16 protein-coding genes and 1 tRNA gene are annotated in these 19,892 nt (G+C 70.5%); 3 read left to right on the forward strand and 14 right to left on the reverse strand.

Annotated features, from left to right (window positions below; genetic code table 11):
* Positions 1-79: 79 nt before the first annotated feature.
* From ABZ738_RS20415 to ABZ738_RS20475, 13 genes are all read right to left on the reverse strand, one after another.
* Positions 80-1,066: a DUF932 domain-containing protein gene (locus ABZ738_RS20415; protein ID WP_357215320.1), complete on the reverse strand. Its 987-nt coding sequence runs from the start codon at positions 1,064-1,066 to the stop codon at positions 80-82.
* A 174-nt stretch (positions 1,067-1,240) separates the two neighbouring features.
* Positions 1,241-1,813, reverse strand: coding sequence for a hypothetical protein (locus tag ABZ738_RS20420; protein ID WP_357215323.1), 573 nt, complete (start codon positions 1,811-1,813; stop codon positions 1,241-1,243).
* Positions 1,810-2,442, reverse strand: coding sequence for a hypothetical protein (locus tag ABZ738_RS20425; protein ID WP_357215326.1), 633 nt, complete (start codon positions 2,440-2,442; stop codon positions 1,810-1,812). Before ABZ738_RS20425 ends, ABZ738_RS20420 begins: the two co-directional genes overlap by 4 nt.
* Positions 2,443-2,530: 88 nt before the next feature.
* The gene (locus tag ABZ738_RS20430; RefSeq protein ID WP_357215329.1) at positions 2,531-3,769 is read right to left on the reverse strand and encodes a hypothetical protein; all 1,239 of its coding nucleotides are present in this window, start codon (positions 3,767-3,769) and stop codon (positions 2,531-2,533) included.
* Between the two features lie 429 nt (positions 3,770-4,198).
* The gene (locus ABZ738_RS20435; RefSeq protein WP_357215332.1) at positions 4,199-5,251 is read right to left on the reverse strand and encodes a M23 family metallopeptidase; all 1,053 of its coding nucleotides are present in this window, start codon (positions 5,249-5,251) and stop codon (positions 4,199-4,201) included.
* The gene (locus ABZ738_RS20440) at positions 5,239-6,054 is read right to left on the reverse strand and encodes a replication-relaxation family protein (RefSeq protein ID WP_357215335.1); all 816 of its coding nucleotides are present in this window, start codon (positions 6,052-6,054) and stop codon (positions 5,239-5,241) included. The genes ABZ738_RS20435 and ABZ738_RS20440 overlap by 13 nt, the downstream gene beginning before the upstream one ends.
* A gap of 62 nt (positions 6,055-6,116) precedes the next feature.
* Positions 6,117-7,715 carry a type IV secretory system conjugative DNA transfer family protein gene (locus ABZ738_RS20445; protein ID WP_357215338.1) on the reverse strand — a complete coding sequence of 533 codons (1,599 nt, stop codon included), beginning with the start codon at positions 7,713-7,715 and terminating at the stop codon, positions 6,117-6,119.
* Entirely contained in the window at positions 7,712-8,977 is a 1,266-nt protein-coding gene (locus ABZ738_RS20450) for a hypothetical protein (RefSeq protein WP_357215341.1), read from the reverse strand. The genes ABZ738_RS20445 and ABZ738_RS20450 overlap by 4 nt, the downstream gene beginning before the upstream one ends.
* Before the next feature lie 125 nt (positions 8,978-9,102).
* A complete protein-coding gene (locus tag ABZ738_RS20455) occupies positions 9,103-10,887 on the reverse strand; it encodes a DUF87 domain-containing protein (protein WP_357215611.1) in 1,785 nt (594 codons plus the stop codon).
* A gap of 5 nt (positions 10,888-10,892) precedes the next feature.
* On the reverse strand, positions 10,893-11,819 hold the full coding sequence (locus tag ABZ738_RS20460; RefSeq protein ID WP_357215344.1) for a PrgI family protein: 927 nt from the start codon (positions 11,817-11,819) through the stop codon (positions 10,893-10,895).
* Positions 11,816-13,540 (reverse strand): hypothetical protein, encoded by a 1,725-nt coding sequence (locus tag ABZ738_RS20465; RefSeq protein WP_357215614.1) that lies wholly within the window; start codon positions 13,538-13,540, stop codon positions 11,816-11,818. The genes ABZ738_RS20460 and ABZ738_RS20465 overlap by 4 nt, the downstream gene beginning before the upstream one ends.
* 323 nt (positions 13,541-13,863) lie before the next feature.
* The gene (locus ABZ738_RS20470) at positions 13,864-14,310 is read right to left on the reverse strand and encodes a pilin (protein ID WP_357215347.1); all 447 of its coding nucleotides are present in this window, start codon (positions 14,308-14,310) and stop codon (positions 13,864-13,866) included.
* 280 nt (positions 14,311-14,590) lie between these two features.
* Positions 14,591-15,412 carry a hypothetical protein gene (locus tag ABZ738_RS20475; protein WP_357215350.1) on the reverse strand — a complete coding sequence of 274 codons (822 nt, stop codon included), beginning with the start codon at positions 15,410-15,412 and terminating at the stop codon, positions 14,591-14,593.
* A 624-nt stretch (positions 15,413-16,036) separates the two neighbouring features.
* Here ABZ738_RS20475 and ABZ738_RS20480 point away from each other — a divergent pair.
* The 3 genes from ABZ738_RS20480 to ABZ738_RS20490 all read left to right on the forward strand — a co-directional run bounded on the left by ABZ738_RS20480 (position 16,037) and on the right by ABZ738_RS20490 (position 19,699).
* Entirely contained in the window at positions 16,037-16,750 is a 714-nt protein-coding gene (locus ABZ738_RS20480) for a hypothetical protein (RefSeq protein ID WP_357215617.1), read from the forward strand.
* A complete protein-coding gene (locus tag ABZ738_RS20485) occupies positions 16,743-17,669 on the forward strand; it encodes a DNA methyltransferase (protein WP_357215620.1) in 927 nt (308 codons plus the stop codon). The genes ABZ738_RS20480 and ABZ738_RS20485 overlap by 8 nt, the downstream gene beginning before the upstream one ends.
* Before the next feature lie 287 nt (positions 17,670-17,956).
* Complete coding sequence (locus tag ABZ738_RS20490; protein WP_357215352.1) at positions 17,957-19,699, forward strand: recombinase family protein; 1,743 nt, start codon at positions 17,957-17,959, stop codon at positions 19,697-19,699.
* Here ABZ738_RS20490 and ABZ738_RS20495 read toward each other — a convergent pair.
* A tRNA-Leu gene (locus ABZ738_RS20495) sits at positions 19,681-19,764 on the reverse strand. The genes ABZ738_RS20490 and ABZ738_RS20495 overlap by 19 nt on opposite strands.
* Between the last annotated feature and the right edge of the window lie 128 nt (positions 19,765-19,892).

A 19,892-nucleotide genomic window follows, 5' to 3' on the forward strand; every position in this document is an offset into this window, starting at 1 on the left:
ACCGGTGGCGTGGTGCGCCCCGGTGACAGGGCCGGGCTTGTTCCTCTTCTTCCGGCGTCGGAACCATGGCCAGCGCATCTCAGACCGCCAGCAGCTCGAACGCGCGGGCCTTCAGGTCCGCACCGGCACCGGTCAGCGCCCGCGAGGCGCGGGCGAGGTCGGTCTTGGCGGGGGCGAAGTGGTCGACGTACTCGGTGATGGCCTGGTATCCGGCCCACCGGGTACCCTTGATTGCCTTCTGGGTGTCCGCGTCTCGGATCAAGTATCGCAACGTGTTCGTGCGCTGCTTCGCGTTGTTCATCGCCGTGTCGGAGGCGTCGTCGGCGAGGGGCCATACCTGGGCGACGATCTTCTCGAAATCGCCCATGGTCAACGACTCGTTGATCATTTTCTCGGCTTCGGTCTCGAAGGCGTCGAACGCCTTCCACATCAGGCCGAGGGCCTGCCGCGCCTCGGAAATCTTGCTGTTCACGTTCGAGGTGTGCCGGAACGTGTACGAGCTACGCGACCGCTGGTAGGCGAGGGCCTGGGTGTTCGCACACACGATCCGCACCGGGGTCGCGTCGAGGCGAAGCGCGGCGGTGCCGTCGTGCGAGGTGGTGGCCGCGAGGTACAGGTCCATGTCGTCCACCCCGGCAATCCGCATCGCGGTGGGCAGCTTCATGGTCACGAACACCGAGCGGCCCTTACGCATGGAGCCGGCGGTCTCGAAGTGCGCGCCGGAGGCGTCGACCAGGAGATTGAGGGTCTCGGCGACCTGCTCGTTCTGCACCACCGAGTAGTCCTCGCCGACCACCCCGAGGTACTCGGTCTCACCGGTGGCCGGGTTGGTCCGCACGGTCATGTACTTGTCGGGGCAGTCGACCTTCGTCACCCCACGCTCGGTGACCTCGATGCCCTGAAGAGCGATCTTGCGGACCTCCCAGCCGCCAAGCCACGCCTTGCTCATAACCTCCTCGGCGGTCATGCACTCTTCGGTGACGGTGCCGAGCTGATGCCAGGCGGTCAGCCGCGCGGAGGCGAAGGCCGTCTGGCCGTTCGCGAGGGTTTCGAGTTCGTGTGCCACGGTGGCACCCCTTCCGGTCGTGTGGTGTTTGGTTGGCCGGCACAGTCAGGGGATTCCAAGCCCTGACCGTGCCGCCACAAACAATGTTTCCTACCTCTATCCGCCGATCAAGACGATCGGTTCGAGTCGATGAAGGTTTCTGCGGCGAATCTGACGCCCACCGCGCGGCGTGGCCTACCGGGTGTCGGTGGCCGGGCGTAGCCGCCCGTCCGGCCCGTACAGGTACGCGCGGACGGTTTTGAACGGGGCTGGTAGGTACACGGTGTAGCCGTGTTCGGGGATGAACCGGGTTCGGTAGGTGCGGGTGATGCCCAACAGGTACCGGTTGGGTTTCTCGCCGTGCGACCCCGGCGGCATGATGCCCGCCCCGGGCCGGTCGGCGCGGGCGCGGCGGTGCTGACCGAGCGCGATGTGTGGGCAGAGTGATAGGGCGGCGGTCATGCACTCAAGGTGCCCCGGCGGGTCGGCGTAGCGCATCAGCTCGGCGGCCCCAGGGCCGCCGAGGAACGCCGCCCAATAGCCCATGGGCTCACCGCACAGCGAGCACCTTCGTTCGACCGCGAGGCGGGTCGAGGTGGTGGTGTTGATCGTGGTGAAGTCCACGTAGGACCCGCCGCCCGTCGAGTCGGGGTGGATGTTGACCGGTGGGATGGGCAGGCCGCGCCGCGCGTCGTGGGGACGCGCGGCCAGCGAGGGCGGGATGTCGGGCCGGTTGGCGGCCGGGCCGGTGGCCGATGGGCCAGTCACGAGTCACCGGCCGCGCGGGTGGACCGGGCATCGGTCACGGTGACGTGCGGTAACTGTGACCGCAGTACGGCGTGTGCCTGTTCCCATTGCGCCTCGGTCAGGGGCAGCATGACCGGTTCGAGGTTCGCGGCGGTCATCGTCACGGCCATGATGTCGGCCTCGTCCGCCGAGTCGAACACGGCCACCAGGTCGCCCCCGGCAACCATGTAGACGCGCCGGTCATCGGCGGGCCGGGACACCGGGACGGTACGGCGGTGTTCGGCCAGCCACCGGCCGACCACCTCGACCGGGTCGCCGGTCAGGGTGCCGGTGTCGTAGCCCTCGCCATCGAGCCACGCGAGGTGATCAGCAATGGTCCAATCAGGATGGATGAGCCACGATTGCCGTACGGCCTGCCACATGGTCAGGCGTGCCGGTGCGCCGATCGGTTCGGCCGGTTGTGAGCCGTTCGGGCCGGGCACCGGGCATAGCGGGGTGCCGTCGTGGTGGGACCCGGCCGGACGTGAGGCGAATCCGTCGAGGGGCCAGCGGCGCGGCGGCACGGGCCGGGCCGGTTCGGCGCATTCGGGGCAGCACAGCGCCCCCGGCGCGGCCGTTGGGCCGTGGGGGTGGTTGTGTGGGGTGGTCATGGCCTGTTCCTTCCGTAGCGCTGGTGGGTGGGCGTGCGGGTGCCGGGGCCGGGCATGGGTGCCCGGCCCCGGCGGGGGGGGCGGTAGGTCAGGCCGCTACCGGCGCGGCGGCGGCCTCGTCGGTGCCGGCCTCGTCGGCGCTGGTCTCGTCACCGGCGGGCGGGGTGGCGTCGGCCTGCGGAGCGGCCATGAACGCGCGGACCTCGGCAGTCGGGGCAGGCGCGTCGTCGGCGAGGGCGTAGGTTTCCGGGGCCTCACGGGTCAGGACCAGCACCCCGAACCCGGTCAGCTTCTCCATCCCGTTGCGGACCGCCCCGGGGCTACGTCCGCCGATCTCACGGGCGACGGTGCCGGGGGTGACGTCGTGGCCGGGGCCGAGGTCACGCATGAAAGCCTCGACCCGGTTACGCAACTCGTTCTTGCCCAACTTGGCCGACCCGTCGCTGTTGATCTCACCCGTAGTGCGACCGGTGCCGTTGGCGCGGCGGGCCGAGGGGCGACGGATCTTGCGCGTGTGACCGCACGTCGGGCACGTGGAGTGCGTCGGCGCATTGGCCGGGTCCACCGTGGCGAGGTCACCGTCCCCGATCACCCACAGCTCGTCACCGTCCTCAGTGACCGGCAGGCGACGGGCGGCACCGGCAACCTCCATCGCGGCGAGGATCGTGTCACCCATCGCCACCGACAGGCCACTCTCCCCGATCGCCGCGTCGGCGGTGATCCCGTCCGGGTGCCCACCCAACACCCCCGCCATGATCAACACTTTGAGGTCGGGCTGACGCGGGCCGACCGGCGCACCGGACACGGGCGCACCGGACACCGGGGCCTCGGGCAGGGGTGCCTCGTCGGCCGCGTCCGGCGTCGCGTCCGTGCCGGCCTCGTCGTCGGCCGTGACCGCCGCCGGGTCGGTCGGCGGGGTGTCCTCGGCCGTCGGCTCGTCGGCGGTGGCCGGGCCGTCGTTGTCGACGGTGGGCTCGTCGGCCGTGTCCGGGGTCGCGTCCGGGGTGGCCTCGTCGTCGGCAGTGCCCGTTGCCGGGTCGGTGGCCGGGGTGTCGCCGGTGGGCGTCGGCTCGTCGTCGGCGTTCGGGTCGGCGGTGGTGGTCTGCCAGGTGTCGGCGCTCTTGCGGTTGCCCTTGGCCGGGTCGGGGGTGCGGGTGGCGGTCCCAGCGGTTTCCATGGCGGTGAGCGCCTCGGTAACGACCGGTAGCGGCAGGTTCGCCTGTCCGGCCAACTTGCGGGCGGTCACGCCGGGATAGGTGCGCAGCGCCTCGGCGACAGCGGACCGGGCCTCGTCGCTGCCGGGGGTCAGAACGATGTTTGCGGTCATGGCAATACACCTCCACAAAAAGGGGTCGACAAATAGCGATTCCGCGTACGCGTGATGCGCATTGTTTGCGGTTCCGCCGGGGCGGTTTTTGTTGCCCACGTCCATGGACCCTCTGCACACAACGATTGTCAACCCCGTTGCGCAAGACTCTTTACTGGGATCACCCCGCACCGCTTCCGTTCTCGATTCTGGAACCGCTACCGACGCCCGAAACGCTATTTGACGGCCCCACGTCCAGCGCTGCGGCACGTTCGGCGCGGCTCCCTGGTGCTGCATAGGGTGGGCGGCACGGTGGCCGCTCACACCGTCTTACGGGGTCGCGGTTTCCGGATGGAAACGACTACGCCGCGCCCCGGCGGACCGGACGCGCGGCGCTCACCGCAACCCGTGCGGACCTCCTTAAATTGTGCGGAAAATCACTTCACGAATCTACAGGGCCACGCCCTTTTGGCGCATGAAAGGAACGGGGTCAACGGCATTGTTCTCGGTGGCGGGATAGCCTTCGTGGATCTCGTAGTGCAAATGTGGACCGGACGAGTTCCCGGAACTCCCGACGTGGTCGATAGGCTGCCCCGCTATCACGGTCTGCCCTACTCGGACAGTCGGCTGTCTCACCATGTGGCAGTACCGCGAAACGACGTCGCCCGCGTGGCGGATCTCCGTATACCAGCCGCACCCGCCGAGGCCGGGGTAGCCGTCACTGTCGCACGGCATCGGGCCGCCGGTGGGTTCCCACGAGTTGCCCCCGATGTTGCACCGGACGCGCACCACGACGCCACCAGACGCGGCCCGGATGACGGTGCCTTTCGGGGCCATGATGTCGACCCCGTCGTGGCCGGGCCGGTCGCTGGTGCGGAAGCCGGAGCCTGCCGTGCCCGCCACCGGGCGGGTCCACCCGGAGGCACTGATCGGCGCACCGTCGCACATGGGCAGCGTCCCGCCGGTGTACGCCGTCACGATCTCGGTTGCCCGCGTCTCGTGTTTGGCATAGGCGTCCGGGTACGCCGACCGTTGCACCTTCTGTGCCGCGTCGGTGAGCGGTAGCCGTTCCCACCCCGGCACGGCGAGGAGACGCTCGTAGAACGTCGCTGCGGCGTACTCGGGGTTCATGATCTGTTCCGGGGTGCCCCATCCTTGTGACGGTCGCTGTTGGAACAGCCCCAACGAGTCATGATCGTTGTCCGGGCCGAGGTGCCCGTGGTTGATCAGCGAGGATTCCTGGAGGGCGGTCGCCACGGCGATCACCCACCCGCGCACCGGTACCCGCAACCGCTCACCCACCGTCACGATCACCGAGGCGTTACGGGCCTGCTCAGCCGACAACCCCGACGGGGTCGCGCCCGGTGAGGTGACCGCCCCGACGCAGCTACCCCCGCCACCGCCACCGCCGAACACGGACGAGACGACACCGGCGGTAGCGGAGGTGAGCAGCAGCAGCGCTACGGCTACCCCGGTCGCGGACCACAGGGCTACCCGTCCCACGACGCACCGCCCCCGCCCGGTGCGGGTAGGTCGGCCAGACGTACCCGGTCGGGGTGCCCCAGGATGCGCCAGACCGGCCCCGGCGGGCCGCCGGACGCGGTGGCGTGGTCGGCGGTGGCGGTGGCCACGGTCAGCCCGTCCGGCAGCCCGGTCCGCCGGAGGTGGGCGTGCAGGTTGGTCTCACGGGCGGCGGTGGGTAGCCAGAACAGCACCGGGTACGCGCGGCGGGGTGGTAGTGCGGCGTAGCCGGTCAGCTTGCCCGCCACCCGGGAAAGGGTTTCGGTGCCGAGGTCGGCCTCGACCCAGAACGGCACCGTTCGGCCGTTGTCGGCCCACACGCCGTGTCCGTCCGGGCGGACCAGGTTGCCGCACGCCTCCCGGCAGCGTGCCTCGTTCCACCACCGCACCAAACTCGCCCCGGGGTACGTACGGGCGTGCGCGGTGAGCGCGACGAAGAACCCGTTCACCGTAAGCAGGTGGGAGAGGGTTGGGGACATGGCGAGTCGGGCGGTGGCGTCGCGCACAACGGCGGGACGGGGCAGCGTCTCGTCTCGTCCGGCAGCGATGAGGGCCGCGCCGACCGGGCCGAGGGTCCACCTCCACGCTTGCGACCCGGGCCGTTGGTAGTGCCGGATCCGGTCGAGGATGTCCCTGTCGTGAAGGGTGTTGAGGCGGTTGCGGGCACGGCCGACCGAGCCGAAGGCGAGGTCGACGAGCTGGTCGGTGGTGAAGGTTCGGTGCTGGTCGAGCAGGTCGAGCAGGAGCCGGTCTCGGGGGGTGAGTCGGCCGAGTTCGGCGGCCACGACGGACGCCGTGAGGCGGAGACTGCCGGTGGCAGATGTGCGGGTAGGAGGGATATCTCTTATCAGTCGGTTCCGGTCCACCGGTCCTCCTCACCCCCGTCCACGTGCGCGTACGACGTGTTCAAGGGGGCGTGTTCACCCGACTGTTCGTGGTCGTTGCGTTCCTCGTTGGATCGCTCGTTAGACCTCTCGTTAGAACCCTCGCCCTGAACAGCGAAGGTGTTACGACCCACCAGTTCCACCGCCGTGTCCTCGGCGGTTGCCGAGGGTTCGGCCTTGGGGGCGGCGGTGGCGGTCTCGCCGAGCAACCGGTGACGTTCCTTCATGGCGAGGCCGGTGTGGCTACGGGCAGCGTGGCGCAACTCGCCGGCTCGCCCCTTCACGGCCGGTGGTGCGGGCTCGGTGTCGGCGGTGACCGGTGGCACGACCCTCCCGCCCGCAACCGGCCGGAGGACGACCTCGTAGCCGCCGAGCCGGATCAGGTCCCCGTCATCGAGATACGGCCGCAGGTGCCGGGCCTGGTCGATGGCGTCACGGGGGGCGAGGGCGAAGTACACCTTGTTGCGGGCGTTAGCGTCGATCGCCTCCACCATGTCCCCGGACAACTGCCCCAGGTACTGATGCGCCAGGACGAACGAGGTGTGCAAGCCGCGGGCCTCGGCCAGGGCATCATCAAGCCCGATCGGCAGGTGCAGAAAGTTGTGGCACTCGTCCAACACGATCATCGCGTCGGGACGCTCGTCCTCGGGGATGCGGGCGCGGGCGGTAGTCGCCTGCCACAACCCGGCCAGGAGCAGGGAACCGACGAGACGGGTGCCGTCCTCGCCGATGACGCCCTTGGGTAGCCGGGCGAGCATGATGCCGCCATCGAGGATGTCGGCGAAGGAGAACGTGGTGGCGGGCACCCCGAACAGCGACGCCGCCATGGGGTGCGCCAGGACGAGGCGGAGCCGGGACAGCAGCGGGGCGATCAGGCCGGATCGCTGGGCGGCGGGCAGCTCGTTGAACCCTTCCCAGAACTCGCCGAGAGTATTGCCCTCCCAGGCATTCAGCTTGCTGGTGGCGGCGTTGACCCGTGCGGTCCTCCACTTCGAGTCCGACAGCAGCCGCGGTAGCTGGGCGAGGGTGGCGCCTTCGACGTGGGCGAGGGTAAGCAGGCCGTGGTAGCAGATGTCGGCGGTGCGGTGGCCCCACCAGCGTGACCACACCTTCGCCATCACCGCCGTGAGGTTCGCGGCCACGTCGTGCGCGCTGCCGCCGTGCACGGCCGGGTCGAGCAGGTTGATCGCCGGGGGTGCCTGGCGTTCGTCCGGATCGATCAGGACCAGCCGGTCACCACAGTTCTTCGGCAGCCGAGCCAGGAGGTCTCGGATGAGGTCGCCCTTGGCCGGGTCGAACGCGGCCACCCCACGCCCGGCCTCCGCGTCATCCAGGATCATCCGCATCAGCAGCGTCGTCTTACCCGTGCCGGTCGGTCCGAGTGCGTGGATGTGGAACCGGCAGTCGGCCAAGGAGATCCCGACCCGCATCGCGGGGCCGGCGTTGGCGACGCCGATGACTTTGCCGCCCAGGCCCTGCCGGTCCTCGACCGGCACCAGGTTCAGCCGGCGCCCGTCCAGGCGAGGGGTAGGAGCCATGGCGTTGGGGTTGGTCTTGTTCATGGGGTGCTCCACGCGGTTGGCGGGTCGTCGGCGTTGGGCGCGGCTTGCTCCACTGGGCGAGGGTGTGTGTCCCGCTCGGTGGCCCGGAAGATGTCGCGGGTCGCGGCCCGGCGGCGTGACGCCGCACCGGGAAGGCCGTAGGCGGCCGGTTCGGCGGGCAACCCGGCCAGGGCGGCGGCTTCCGCCACGGACACCAGGCTCATCCGGGCCTCGGGCACCCACCGGTCGGCCGCCGCCAGCGCGCCGGAACGGAGCCGGCGGCGGGTGAAGTGAGCCGACAGCAGCCCGAACCCGGAGCTGACATCAGCAGCGGCAGCGCGGGCGGCGGGCTTGGTGGGGCCGGCGGCGACGGTGTGCACGGCGACGAGCAGATGCGGGGCGTCGGCGTACTTCGCCCGCGCCTGCCGGGCCAACTCGGCCGTGTACGGGTCGGTGGAACGGGTGTGCCGCCTCGGGCTCGACGGGCCGGGGGTGACGATGTCCAGGACGCCGAGGATCAGCGCGCGCAGCCCATCGGCGAGCATCCCGGCGGCGCGGGCGGTTCCTCGGGGGCGACGGGCGCGTTGGGGGCTAGTCATGGCGCGACGGAGCAGCCGTAGACGATGGGCGGGTGCTCGGCCGAGGTGGACTTGCAGGATCGCGCCGCCGGTGCGCCCGGCCGACGCCAGACCGCCGTAGACCCCCCGGAGCCGGTCCTCTTCCGGGGCGCTCGCGTCCATGCCTCGGCGGTGGGTAGGCGTGGTGTCTTCGACCAGGGGTAGCCATTCCGGCTGGGTGGGCCAGACCGCGAGGGCGGCTACGGCCCCTGTCGTCGGGACGGCCGGTGGGCGGGTCTGTTCGGCCCTCACGCCGGGCCAGCCGCGTTGCAGCAGCCGCACCACGGCGGTCGGGTTGACCCCCGGTGGCAACCACAGTCCGCAGCGCATCCCGTCCGGGTCGGCGGCGACCTCCCACACAAGCCTGGTCGGGCGCAGCGCCCACCGGCGCGGCGCGGGCAACGCCGTGGCGAGCAGCCGCCACAGGCCGACCGTCGCGGCCGGAGTGGCGGTCACGGGCGGGATGATCTGCAGCCATCGGGCTGCGGCGGCGTGCCGCCGCCAGACGCGCCGCCGCCACAACGCCCACCCGACCCGTACGGCGATGAGGGCGGCCAGGGAAGCGAGGAGCCACGGCCACCGGTCGCGGACGAGACGCCACACGGCGTCGGTGGCGTCGATGCCCCAGGACCCGCACACCAGCTCGCCCACTATCGAGTCGGGCACGCCGCCCTGACCGGGCACACAGCCATCGGGGGCCGATGCCTGCGAGGGCGGGGATGCGGACAGTGTGGAGGAGAGAACCATCGGGAACTCCGATCGGCAATGGTGAAGAAAGCTCGCGGGCTGGATCAGCGGCGGCGGGCAGGCGGGCCGGTGACCGGGCCTGTGACGATCAACTCGTGCTCGGTTGCGGAGGCGTGACTGTGGAAGGCCACCCGCGCCGACCCCGCCGCGAGGAGGGCGTCACCGCGTTGGCAGGACAGCAGGAACGCCCGTTCGCCGTCGGTGAGTCCGAACGCCTCGGCTACGGCGTCGATCGCTTGCGGCGCCTGCCTGAGTAGCACCTGGGTGGCGGCGTTGGAGACGACGGCGCGGCCGGTCTTGGTGGCGAGTACGTCAGCGGCGTCCTGGGTCACCACTGTTAGGCCGGTGCCGTACTTGCGGGCGGACTTGGCCAGGGTCTCCAGGAACACGCCGCCGCGCCCGCCGGCCAGCAGCTTCCACGCCTCGTCCACCAACACCATCCGCAGCGCATCGGGCCGTGCGCCGGAGGCGGTCGCGCCGCGTACGGTGCGCCAGATCGTGTCCAGGGTGAGTAGCGTCCCGACCGGATGAAGCTGCTCGGGCAGGTCCTTGATGGCGAACACCACCAGGTGCCCCCGCGCGAGGGTGGTGGTGGGACCGTCGAACAGGCCCTTCATGCTCCCGGCGACGTAGGGGTGCAGGCGGGCGGCGACGCGGCGGCCGGCGTCGTCGGTGTCCTCCAGCGCGGCCATCACATCACCGATGAGTGGGGCTGGTCGCCTCCAGGTGCGCGGGTCGGTGGTGATGCCCTTGGCCCGGTATGCCGCCAGCACGGCGACGTCGAGGGAACGGGCCTCGTCGCCGGGCAGTGGGGCGGTGACGGCGGTATCGCCGCTGCCCAGCACGGTCACGAGCGTGTGCAGGAACCGTGCCCGGTCGTTGAGGGCATCGTCGTTACCCGGCGGCAGGTCGAGAGGGTTGATCTTCACACCAGCCGCGCCGAGCCGGATGATTGTGCCGCCGACCGCATCGGCCAGCCGCAGGTACTCGTCTTCAGGGTCGATGACGAACGCCTGCACCCCGAGGCACAGGTTGCGCAGCAGGTCGAGTTTGGCCAGGTAGGACTTGCCTTCCCCGGAGCGGGCGAGGATGACCGCGTTGTAGTTGGACTGCGCCCACCGGTCCCACACGACGACTCCGGCCGAGTACAAGTTCAGCCCGAACAAGACCCCCATGCCGCTGTCCCCAGCGGTGTCCGGCAGATCAGGGCTGGTAAACGGAAAGCTCGCGGCAAGGGCGTCCGTGTCGAAGACCCGCTTCATCCTTAACGCGTCGAACGCGAGGGGTAGACCGCTGATCCAGCCCTGCAACTGCCGCCACGTCACCGGCGCGGTGTCCAGCAGCAGCGAGGAGGCCAGGGACCGCACCTCGGCCACCCGGTCGGCCAACTCGTCGGGGCTGGCGCCGTGGACAGTCAGGTACAGGCTGAGGCGGAACAGCCGGGCTTCGCCTCGGGCGACACGGGCGGCCAGCTCGGCGGCGTCGGCCGCGGCGGCGTCGAGGTCGGGATCGTCGAGGCGGCCCCTGGCCGCATCCTGCCGTCGGGAGGACTCGAACCGGCCGCGCTGCTTCCGCAACCGCTGCGAGGCCACCGCCGGCGCGACAGGCTCGATGTGGAAGGCGGCGTCGACCAGGCCCGGGTAGGACAGGATCGGCTCCGCCCATCCCGGCCCGACCTCGGCCGGGTAGCCGACGACGGCCAGGGTGGCGCTGTAGCCGTCCCCGACCCGCACGTATCGGCCGTCGACTTCCACGGCGTTCGGGGAACCGGGCAGGATCGCGGCAGACTCAGGCAGGGCGGACCGCCGCTTCGGCAGCAGTGCGGACAGCAGTCTCACCGCTGGTCACCTCCGTCAGATGGGGCGTAGGGCGTGAGCGCTGGGGCGGTGGGGTCGAGGCTGGCCGCGAGCCGCACCGTGGCCTCCGGCTCATCGAGGACCCGGGCGGGAACCTCGCAGCCGGCGAGGGCACGCACCGCCTCGGCCGCTGTGTGGGCGGTGTGGTGCGCGCCGCGTCGGCTGCGCATCGCGACGGTGATCTGCCGGTGCAGCAACTCACGTTGCCCGGCCAGGTCATCGAGGAACGTCACGTGCGCGTGGGCTGCCTCTTCCAGGGCGGGGTGCGGCAGCCCCGGGGCGGCAGCGAGGAACCGGTCGGCCAGGTAGGTCAGGTCGACCCGCTGTGCCCGCACTACGATCTGCGCCGGGCCGTCGAGGCTGTGCAACCAGCGGGCGAACCCGGCCACCAGGCCGTTCTGCTCCCCTGGTGTCCGCAGGCCGAAGGCCACCGTCGAGGCGGCGACCAGGCCCGTGGTGCCATCCGCTCCGAGGTCGATCAGCCCGTCGCCGGTGATGCCCTTCGCGGGCAGCCGCAGCGGTGCGGGCAGCGGTAGCCGGTCGCCCGGCCCGGCGGTGGTCTGCACCCACGCCGGGGCCGGGATGACCGGTCCGTCGGCCGGGACGAGCCGGCGGGGGCTGCGGCGGTGCCGCACCGCCGCGAGGACCCAGGCGTCGAGGCTGACGCCGTCTCGGCGGCCGACCGCGAGCAGGAACGCCCCAGCGGCGGGCGGCATCGCCCCGGCGAGGAACACCAGTGGATGCACGAGCGTGGCCACCGCCGTCCACGCCGCGTAGAGGAGTAGGCCCGTGACGGCCAGGATCACCAACTGGCGTCCCGACATGCCGAACGCAAGCCTGTCCGGCCTCTCGATGTCTGCGGGCACCCGAGCCCTCATCGGGGCCTCGTCACTTCGGCGGCTCACCGCTGATCACCCCTCGGCTTCGATGAAGCACCCCGCACCGGACCGGACGACCGGGACGGCGGGGACGGGGACGGGACGGCGGACGGACCTGCCGATGTCACACCGCCCGCCGGGGACGGGGACGTTCGCGGCGGGGACGGAAACGCCGACCGCCGACCATCCGGGGACGGCGGGACGGACGACACCGGCGGACGGGGCCGGGGCGTGCTGGGCGTGGCTGCCCGCCGAACGGCGGACGGGGTGCCCGGGTTGGCGGCGGCTTGCCCCCTCGGGGTAGCGCGTCGCGCCGCCGTGGGCCGTGTCCCGGGGGTCGAGGTTCGTCGTGGCCCGCCGGGTGCCGGTGGTGTGGTCTGGGCTGCGGAGAACACCGGCGTGACCGGTGCAGGGGGCCGGCGCGGCGCGCTCTGCGGCGCTGGCGCGGCCGAGAACCTCACGGCTGGTGCCGCGCCTCTGGGCGCTGGGGTCGGTGCCAGGGTCGTGGCGTCGCTGAAGGCGACTCGGGCCGGTGGGGTGGTCGGGGACGGCACGCTCGGGTGGGGCGGGGTTGGGTGGGGCGGGATTGGGTGGGAGAACGGTGCCGCCGGGACACCGCCGGACGGGGCAGGGGTCGGCGTGGACGGGACGGCCGGCTGGCTGAAGGTGGGGACGGCGTTCGTCCCGGACGGCGCGGGCAGCGGCGTGTGGGTGGCCGGGGCATGGCTGAAGGCCACCGGTCCCGGCGGAGGCGGAGGGACGGGAGTCGGCCCCGGACGGGGCGGACGCGGTGGACGGGGCGGACGGGGTCCACCCGGTGACGGACGAGGGCCGGGCGGACGAGGGGCCGTCCGTCCGCCAGTCCGGGACGGGCTCGCGCCGCCCAGGATGCCGGCCGCCGCACCCAGCGTTTTGATCATGATGAAGGCGTGGACGAGTTGCCCGAGCAGTCCTCGGCCGTTGCGCTGTCCGAGGGGGCCGAGGACGAACTGTCGCATCCAGCCCGGCAGTTTGATCAGCAGCCACAGCATCGTCAGGCACACCACGATGCCGAGGAGCCCGTGACCGGTCGCGGGCACGCCCGGCACGGTCGGTCCGGCGGGGGTGAGGAACACCTTGACGCTGGCCATGACGACGATGGCCTGACCGAGTTGCAGACCGAGGCAGGCCAGGGTGCACCGCCACCACAGGTGCGCCACGCCCTCGGTGAGCGGGCTGGCGTGGCAGATCAACGCCGCCGGGGCGACACCGAGCAGGATGACCAGCGCCGCCAGCCGCAGGACGAACGTGAACTCCAGGACGAGGCACATCACGATCACGGCGATGGCCAGCAACGCCATCAAGAACCCGCCGCCTCGCAGGGCGTCGTCCACGATCTGCCGGATCGCGGTCGCGGCGGTAGGGCCGTCGATCGTGTTCCCGGCGATGGCCACGGTCAGCGCGTTGGTCAGCTCGATGGCCTTCTGCCCGATGATCAGGCTGCAATTGGCCAGTACCACCCCCACGGCGATGCGGGGTAGCACCTGCTTGAGCCCGTACTGGGTTTGCAGCGTTTCCCGAGCGGTGACCAGGAACCCTCCGGCGACGATGAACAGCACGATGATGCCGTTCGCGACGATCAGGCTGGTTGTCCAGATCGCCTTGACGTGCTCGTTGTTAGTGAGGTCGGGGGTGGACAGCCATGACGCGCCGAGGGCTTCCATCACCGGCTGGAGAGCCTGCTCAGCAGCCCAGACGACCAGGTCCACGACAGCCTTGCGGATCTGACCTCCGACGTCGTACCAGGCAGGGTCATCGTCCACCGAAGGCTGGCCGGGAGTCGGGGCCGGACCGGGCGTGGGTGCCGGCACGGAGGCAGACGGTTCCCCTCCCGGCGGGCGGACACCAGGGTCAGGCACGCCGGGCGTTGGCGGCGTGCCGGGTGCGGTAGCGGGCGGGCCGGGTGCCGGGCTCGGCTCGGCGTGTGCAGGCCCAACCCAGGTCAGGGCAAGGCCGGCGAGGATCACCGCGCCGAGCAGCAGCAACGACACCGGTCGGACCGGACGGCGGGATCGGACTGCGGGGGAGGTCATCAGGCCACCCACGCGCCGACGATGGTCACGAACAACGGGGCGAGCAGCGCGAGGGCATAGCCGATCGCGGCGGACCGCAGCGCGAGCTTGGCCTTCTCGACCTCACCGGGATCGCCGTTAGCCGCCAGGTACCGCAGGCCACCGACGGTCAGGAACAGGGTGGCGACAGCGACGAGGATGCCGACGAGCCACGCGCGGATGTTGTTGGCGACCTGCTGGATCGACTCGGCAGCCAGCACCACCGAGGTGGGCTCGGCCGCCCACGCCACGGTCGGCACGGCAACGAGCGCTGCCGTCACCGCGGCGGCGATGAGGAGTAGTAGTAGCAGGGCGGCGCGGACAGTCCGAGAACGGTATCGGGGCGGACGGCGGACGGACGGCCGTCCGCCGTCCGCCCCGAGGCGGCGGTCCGCCGCCTCGGGGCACGGGAAGGGGTGAGGATTCATGGGGTTGGGCACCTCCGGTGCGCACGCCGACGCAGCCCGCAGCGGGGCGTGGGTGCGCGAGTGGGTAGCGAAGGCGGGACCGGGCGATGCGGGGTGACCTGTGGTGCCGACCGGCGCGGCCGTCCTCCTCACCAGAAGCGGCGGGTGGGCCGGGGACCGTGCGGGGTGTCAGCGCCGTCAGCGGTCCGGTCGGAACATGGTCACCTGCGCGGAAGAGTCCCGCACTAGGGGATTACAAATCCGAGCCCCGGATTGGAAACCCGCAGCTCAGGCAACCTGCTTACGGACGCCTCCGGGCGGTGAACGCGTCGAGGACCACCGTCGCCGTGGCTTCGTTGACCACGTCGGCGTAGGGATCGGACAGTTCCTCGGCCTCGATCGCGGCCTTCAGTCGGGCGACGGCGGCGGTGCGCCGCTTGTAGAGGTTCCAGCGAGGCTGACCGGTACGTTCGGCGTAGGCGGTGAGGCTGACCTCTTCCAGGTACGTCGCGCCGATCAGTTCGGCCTCCTGGACGGTGATTGCCCCGGCGGTGACCGCGCGGGCCAGGACGAGATCCGGATGGCCGTACGGGGCCGGCGGCACCACCGCGCCCGGGGCGTGGTTCGTTGCCCCGGACGAGGCGGGCTCCTGCTCGCGCAGCTCGGCGCGGGCCTTGGAGAACGCGGCGGACAGCAGGTTGCCGACCACGCCCGGCCTGGTTACATCGACCGTGCCGAGAGCGCGGAGGAAGTGCTCGACGATGGCGGCCTGCACGTCGCCGGTGAACAGCTTCGCCAGCAGGTACGCCTTGAACCGCAGGCCCGGCAGCGCGACGCCGACGACGCCGGCCCTCCACGCCGGGTCTTCCGTACGGGCCTGCTGCACGAGCAGCCGCCACACGGTGTCCCGGGCGGCGTAGCCGCAGGACGGGTGCATCAGGATCGCCGACAGCTCGGGCAGAGCGATGGCCCGGCGGGGCAAGCCGTGACCGAGGCTGCGACCGTCCACCGAGAGCGGGCTCGGCCCCTGCCCCATCAGCCGGAATCGGTACTCGATGTCGTTGAGCAGCGTCTCGCCGCGCCGGGAGACGGCTGGCTCGGTAACGGGGATACGACGGTCCATGGTGGTGCTCCCTCGTGATGACCGTTGCCGTCCGGCGGGAGTGCCGGTCGGCGCTGTGCCACCACGCCACCAGGGACTTTGAACAGATCATGAACACTGCTGATCTTGTTCAAGGTGTCTCGACAGGTGTTCAACCCGGCCGTCGCCGGTCCTCGTCAATGCGTCTCGATGCCAGTCGGCGGGCACCCAAAGCCAGGTGTGCAACCCGTAATCAGGCTGTTCAACGCCCTGCGCGACGGCCGCAGCCGCGTCGCAACGGCACTCTTGAACACGCGACGCCCACGAGGCAAACCGGGACGGCCACGGGCGGCACTCGCCGGGCGCGCTTACGTGCAATCGCGATCGTGTTCGAGGCCCAAGGCGGGTAGCCGCCTCGTGTTCAAGCAGATGACGATCTTATTCAAGCAGTCACCGATCGCGTCAGCACTCCGCGAGGCTCGCCCAATCTCGACAGCCGGTGTATCAACGGCTTTGACCTGCGTGTTCAACCCGTTGAGGATCTTGCTCAACCGGGCAGCGTCGCACGAGGTGCCCGGCTCAACGGCGGGCGCGGTTTCCAATCCGAGGCCCGGATGTGTAATCCCCTAGTGTCAGCGCTTGTCGGCGGACGTGGCCCACACGCCCATGCCGAAGCCCAGCTCCACCGCCCCCGGTGACCGGTCTCAGCCGGCACCGGTCGGGCTGCTCCTTCCCCGCTTCCGCGTCCCGCGCACGTCCCGTGCGGGGGTGCCGGACTGGCACGGTCTATCCCCGAGCCACCTCGCCTACCTCATCCGCCGCTACACCCACGTCGGTGGCGCGGTGCTCGACCTCGACGCGCACCCCGCCGCCATCGCGGCGACCGCCTACCTGGACCGCGTACCGGCCCGGCTGTTCACCGGCCGCCACGGCCTGCACGTGCGGCTCCTCACGTCGACCCCCGAACGCCGGACGCCCCACACCATGCGACGCCCCGGCCCACATGTCGACCTGATCTTGGCGACCCTGCCGCAGGGCCTTCCCCGAGACGGCATCGCCACAGCAATGAGCACCTGGCGGCCTCTGCTCCGCCCCGGCGGCTTCCTGCTGGTCGGACTCACCGCCTCGCAGCCTCAGCCGGGCGAGGTCAGCCACCGCGCCACGGTCATCGCCGCCGCCCGCAGCGCCGGCTTCTTCTACCACCAGCACATCCCCGCCGTCCTCGTCCCGCTGCCCGAGCACGAGCCGCGCACCGCCCCGGAACACCCCGGCGAAGCCGACGACGGCCGACGGCTACTCGCTGGTCGGCACCTGCCGACTTTCCGGGACCTGCTCGTGTTTGGCACCGCCGCTACCGGTGAGGAGAACGCCCGTGCCTGAGTCCCGTCCGCCGTTCCACAACGTCAGCCCCAACATCTCCGAACCGCCGCAGCCCAGCGCGTCGGACCTGGCGGCCCGGCTCTCCGAGGGCCACCTCGGTGCGGTTTGGCTCACGGGCCAGGCTCCGTCGCGTGACCTGCGGCGCGGCCGATACACCCCGCAGTCGTTGACCCATCCCGGCAAGATGCTGCCGACCATCCCCCGGTACGCGATCCGCACCTACACCAACCCCGGCGACGTGGTCCTCGACCCCATGGCCGGCATCGGCACCACCATCATCGAAGCCATGCACCTCGGCCGCCACGGCATTGGAGTCGAGTACGAAGCCGAATGGGTCGCCAAGGCAGCGGACAACATCCGCCACACCCTCCAAGCCGGTGCAACGGGCCGGGGCGAGATCTACCACGGCGACTCCATCGCGCTGCCGTCGCTACTGCCGGCAAGCCTGCACGGGCAGGTCTCTCTGGTAATCACCTCACCGCCTTATGGATCGTCCACCCATGGCCACGTCCGCACCCCCGGCCCGCGACGCGGCAAGGTCCGCAAGATCAATCACAAGTACGGCGGTGTCAACAACCTCGCTTACCGCAGCCACGGTGAGCTGGCGGACGGGTTCACCGAAATCCTCGCCGGCTGCCGGGCGGTGCTGCGGCCCGGTGGGCACACCGTCGTCACCGCACGGCCCTACCGTCGCCACGGCGAACTCGTCGACATCCCTGGCATGGTCGTCGCCGCTGGTATCAACGCCGGCTTGGAGCTGGTCGAGGAGTGTATCGCCCTCATCTGCGGCGTCCGCGACGGTGTGATCATCCCCCGGGCCTCGTTCTTTCAGCAGAAGAACATCCGCGACGCCATCGCCACCGGCGACCCGCAATGGCTCGTCCAGCACGAAGACGTGGTCATCCTGAGGGCGCTCTGATGGGCGACCGTCCGCCAGGCGAATCACCCCGGCCCTTCGCGACGAGACCAACGCCGACGGTCGAGTTCGATGCCGAACCGGAGCTGATTGAAGCCGTAGCTCGCACGCTACTGGCCCTGCTGCAACGCTCGTCAGCCATCCAAGCTCAGGGGCCAGACGAGTCCACCAAAGCTTGATCACTTCATGCCGGTATGCGTAGATCCGTGCAACAGCGCGTCCGCCGGCCATCCGATCCCCGGCTGACCGGCGGACGCGCACCCCCTCAACACTCCGGGAAGGCGCTTTCGGTGACCATCGACATGCCTCGTATTGAAGACACTGCCGCCGCACTACTCGCCGACCGCGAACAACGACGATTCGCGTTCTACGGCCGGGTCTCCACCGAGGACCAGCAAGACCCAGTGGCGTCGAGGAACTGGCAGCTCAGCCGCGCAACTGGCCTCATCGAACCGGTCGGCGGCATCATCGTCACCGAGTTCTTCGACATCGGCCTCTCCCGCTCCCTGCCGTGGAAGCGCCGGCCGCAGGCCGCCAAGCTTCTCGACGCTCTCGCCGACCCGAACCGTGGTTTCGACGCCGTCGTGATCGGTGAGCCCCAACGCGCGTTCTACGGCAACCAGTACAGCCTGACCATGCCCGTCTTCTCGCACTACGGTGTCGACCTGTGGGTGCCGGAGGTCGGCGGCGCGATCGACCCCGAATCCGAAGCCCACGACCTAATCATGAGTGTGTTCGGCGGCATGTCCAAAGGCGAGCGCACCCGGGTGAAGGTCCGCGTCCGCACAGCGATGACCTCGCAGGCGAAGATCGAAGGACGGTTCCTCGGCGGGCGCCCACCCTTCGGATACCGCCTCGCCGACGCCGGACCACACCCGAACCCGGGCAAGGCCGCCGATGGCCGCCGCCTGCACAAGCTGGAACCCGAACCGACCACCGCGCCCGTCGTACGGCGGATCTTCGCCATGTACCTCGCCAACAACGGCTACTTCGTCATCGCCGAGGCGCTCACCCGCGACGGCATCCCGTCACCATCAGCCGCCGACCCCGGCCGCAACCCGCATCGCACCGGCGAGGGCTGGGCCAAGAGCGCCGTCAAGAACATCCTGTCCAACCCCCGCTACACCGGCCGGCAGGTCTGGAACAAACAGCGCAAGGACGAGGTACTCCTCGACGTCAACGACGTCGCCCTCGGCTACGAAACCCGCATGCGCTGGAACGACAAGAACTCGTGGGTGTGGTCCGACACGATCGCCCACCCGCCGCTCGTCACCATCAACGACTTCGAACTGGTTCAGACGATCATGGCGGCCAGCGGGCGGGGCCGCACCGGCAACCGACAGCGGAGGGTACGCCGCCACTACCTCCTTCGCGGACTCATGCTGTGCGGGCTGTGTGGACGCAAGATGCAAAGTCATCAGGCGCATGAGACGGCCTACTACCGGTGCCGATACCCCAACGAATACGCCCTCGCCAACCACGTCCAGCACCCCCGCAACGTCTACGTCGCGGAACGAGACATCATCCCCGCCCTCGACAACTGGCTCCTCACCGCGTTCGCCCCACACCGACTGACCGACACGATCCGCCGACTCCACGCCGCCCAGCCCGACACCGGACCCGACGTCGTCGCCCCGGGAATCACCGCCGCCAACAGGATCATCGCGGCATGCGACGCCAAACTCCTCCAGTACCGCGCCATCGCAGACGCCGGAGGCGACCCCGCCACCGTCGCCGCTTGGATGGCCGAGGTCAACGCCCAACGCGCGACCGCCGTCAATCAACGCAACCAAGCAGCAGCTGCAGCACAAGCACCCCGACGCCTCACCGAGGACGACATCCACCACCTCGTCGGCGGCCTCGACGACATCCGCAACACCCTGCGGAACGCCCGCCACCAGGACAAGAGCAACGTCTACCGCGCGCTGCGACTCGCCCTCACCTACAACCCCGGCCAAAACAAAATCAGCGTCGAGGCTATGCCTGACGCTGATTACTGTGGGGTAACTGTACGTGTCCGAGGGGGGACTTGAACCCCCACGCCCTATACGGGCACTAGCACCTCAAGCTAGCGCGTCTGCCATTCCGCCACCCGGACTTGCTCTGTCCAGCCTACCGTGTCGACCTCAGTGATCCATCACCAGGAGGCCGCCCAGCAGGCCGCACGGGGAGTTACTGTACACGCCGCCGGTGGATCATGCACATCAGCATCCCGAGGCCGATTCC

Origin of the sequence: Micromonospora sp. NPDC047793 (assembly GCF_040642635.1) — a bacterium.
Classification (GTDB): Bacteria; Actinomycetota; Actinomycetes; order Mycobacteriales; family Micromonosporaceae; genus Micromonospora.

What these genes read in the sequence shown, in the direction of transcription:
- ABZ738_RS20425 (WP_357215326.1), bottom strand. Translation starts at nt 2,442, where the DNA reads ATGACCACCCCACACAACCACCCCCACGGCCCAACGGCCGCGCCGGGG.
- ABZ738_RS20430 (WP_357215329.1), bottom strand. Translation starts at nt 3,769, where the DNA reads ATGACCGCAAACATCGTTCTGACCCCCGGCAGCGACGAGGCCCGGTCC.
- ABZ738_RS20445 (WP_357215338.1), bottom strand. Translation starts at nt 7,715, where the DNA reads ATGAACAAGACCAACCCCAACGCCATGGCTCCTACCCCTCGCCTGGAC.
- ABZ738_RS20470 (WP_357215347.1), bottom strand. Translation starts at nt 14,310, where the DNA reads ATGAATCCTCACCCCTTCCCGTGCCCCGAGGCGGCGGACCGCCGCCTC.
- ABZ738_RS20475 (WP_357215350.1), bottom strand. Translation starts at nt 15,412, where the DNA reads ATGGACCGTCGTATCCCCGTTACCGAGCCAGCCGTCTCCCGGCGCGGC.
- ABZ738_RS20480 (WP_357215617.1), top strand. Translation starts at nt 16,037, where the DNA reads ATGCCGAAGCCCAGCTCCACCGCCCCCGGTGACCGGTCTCAGCCGGCA.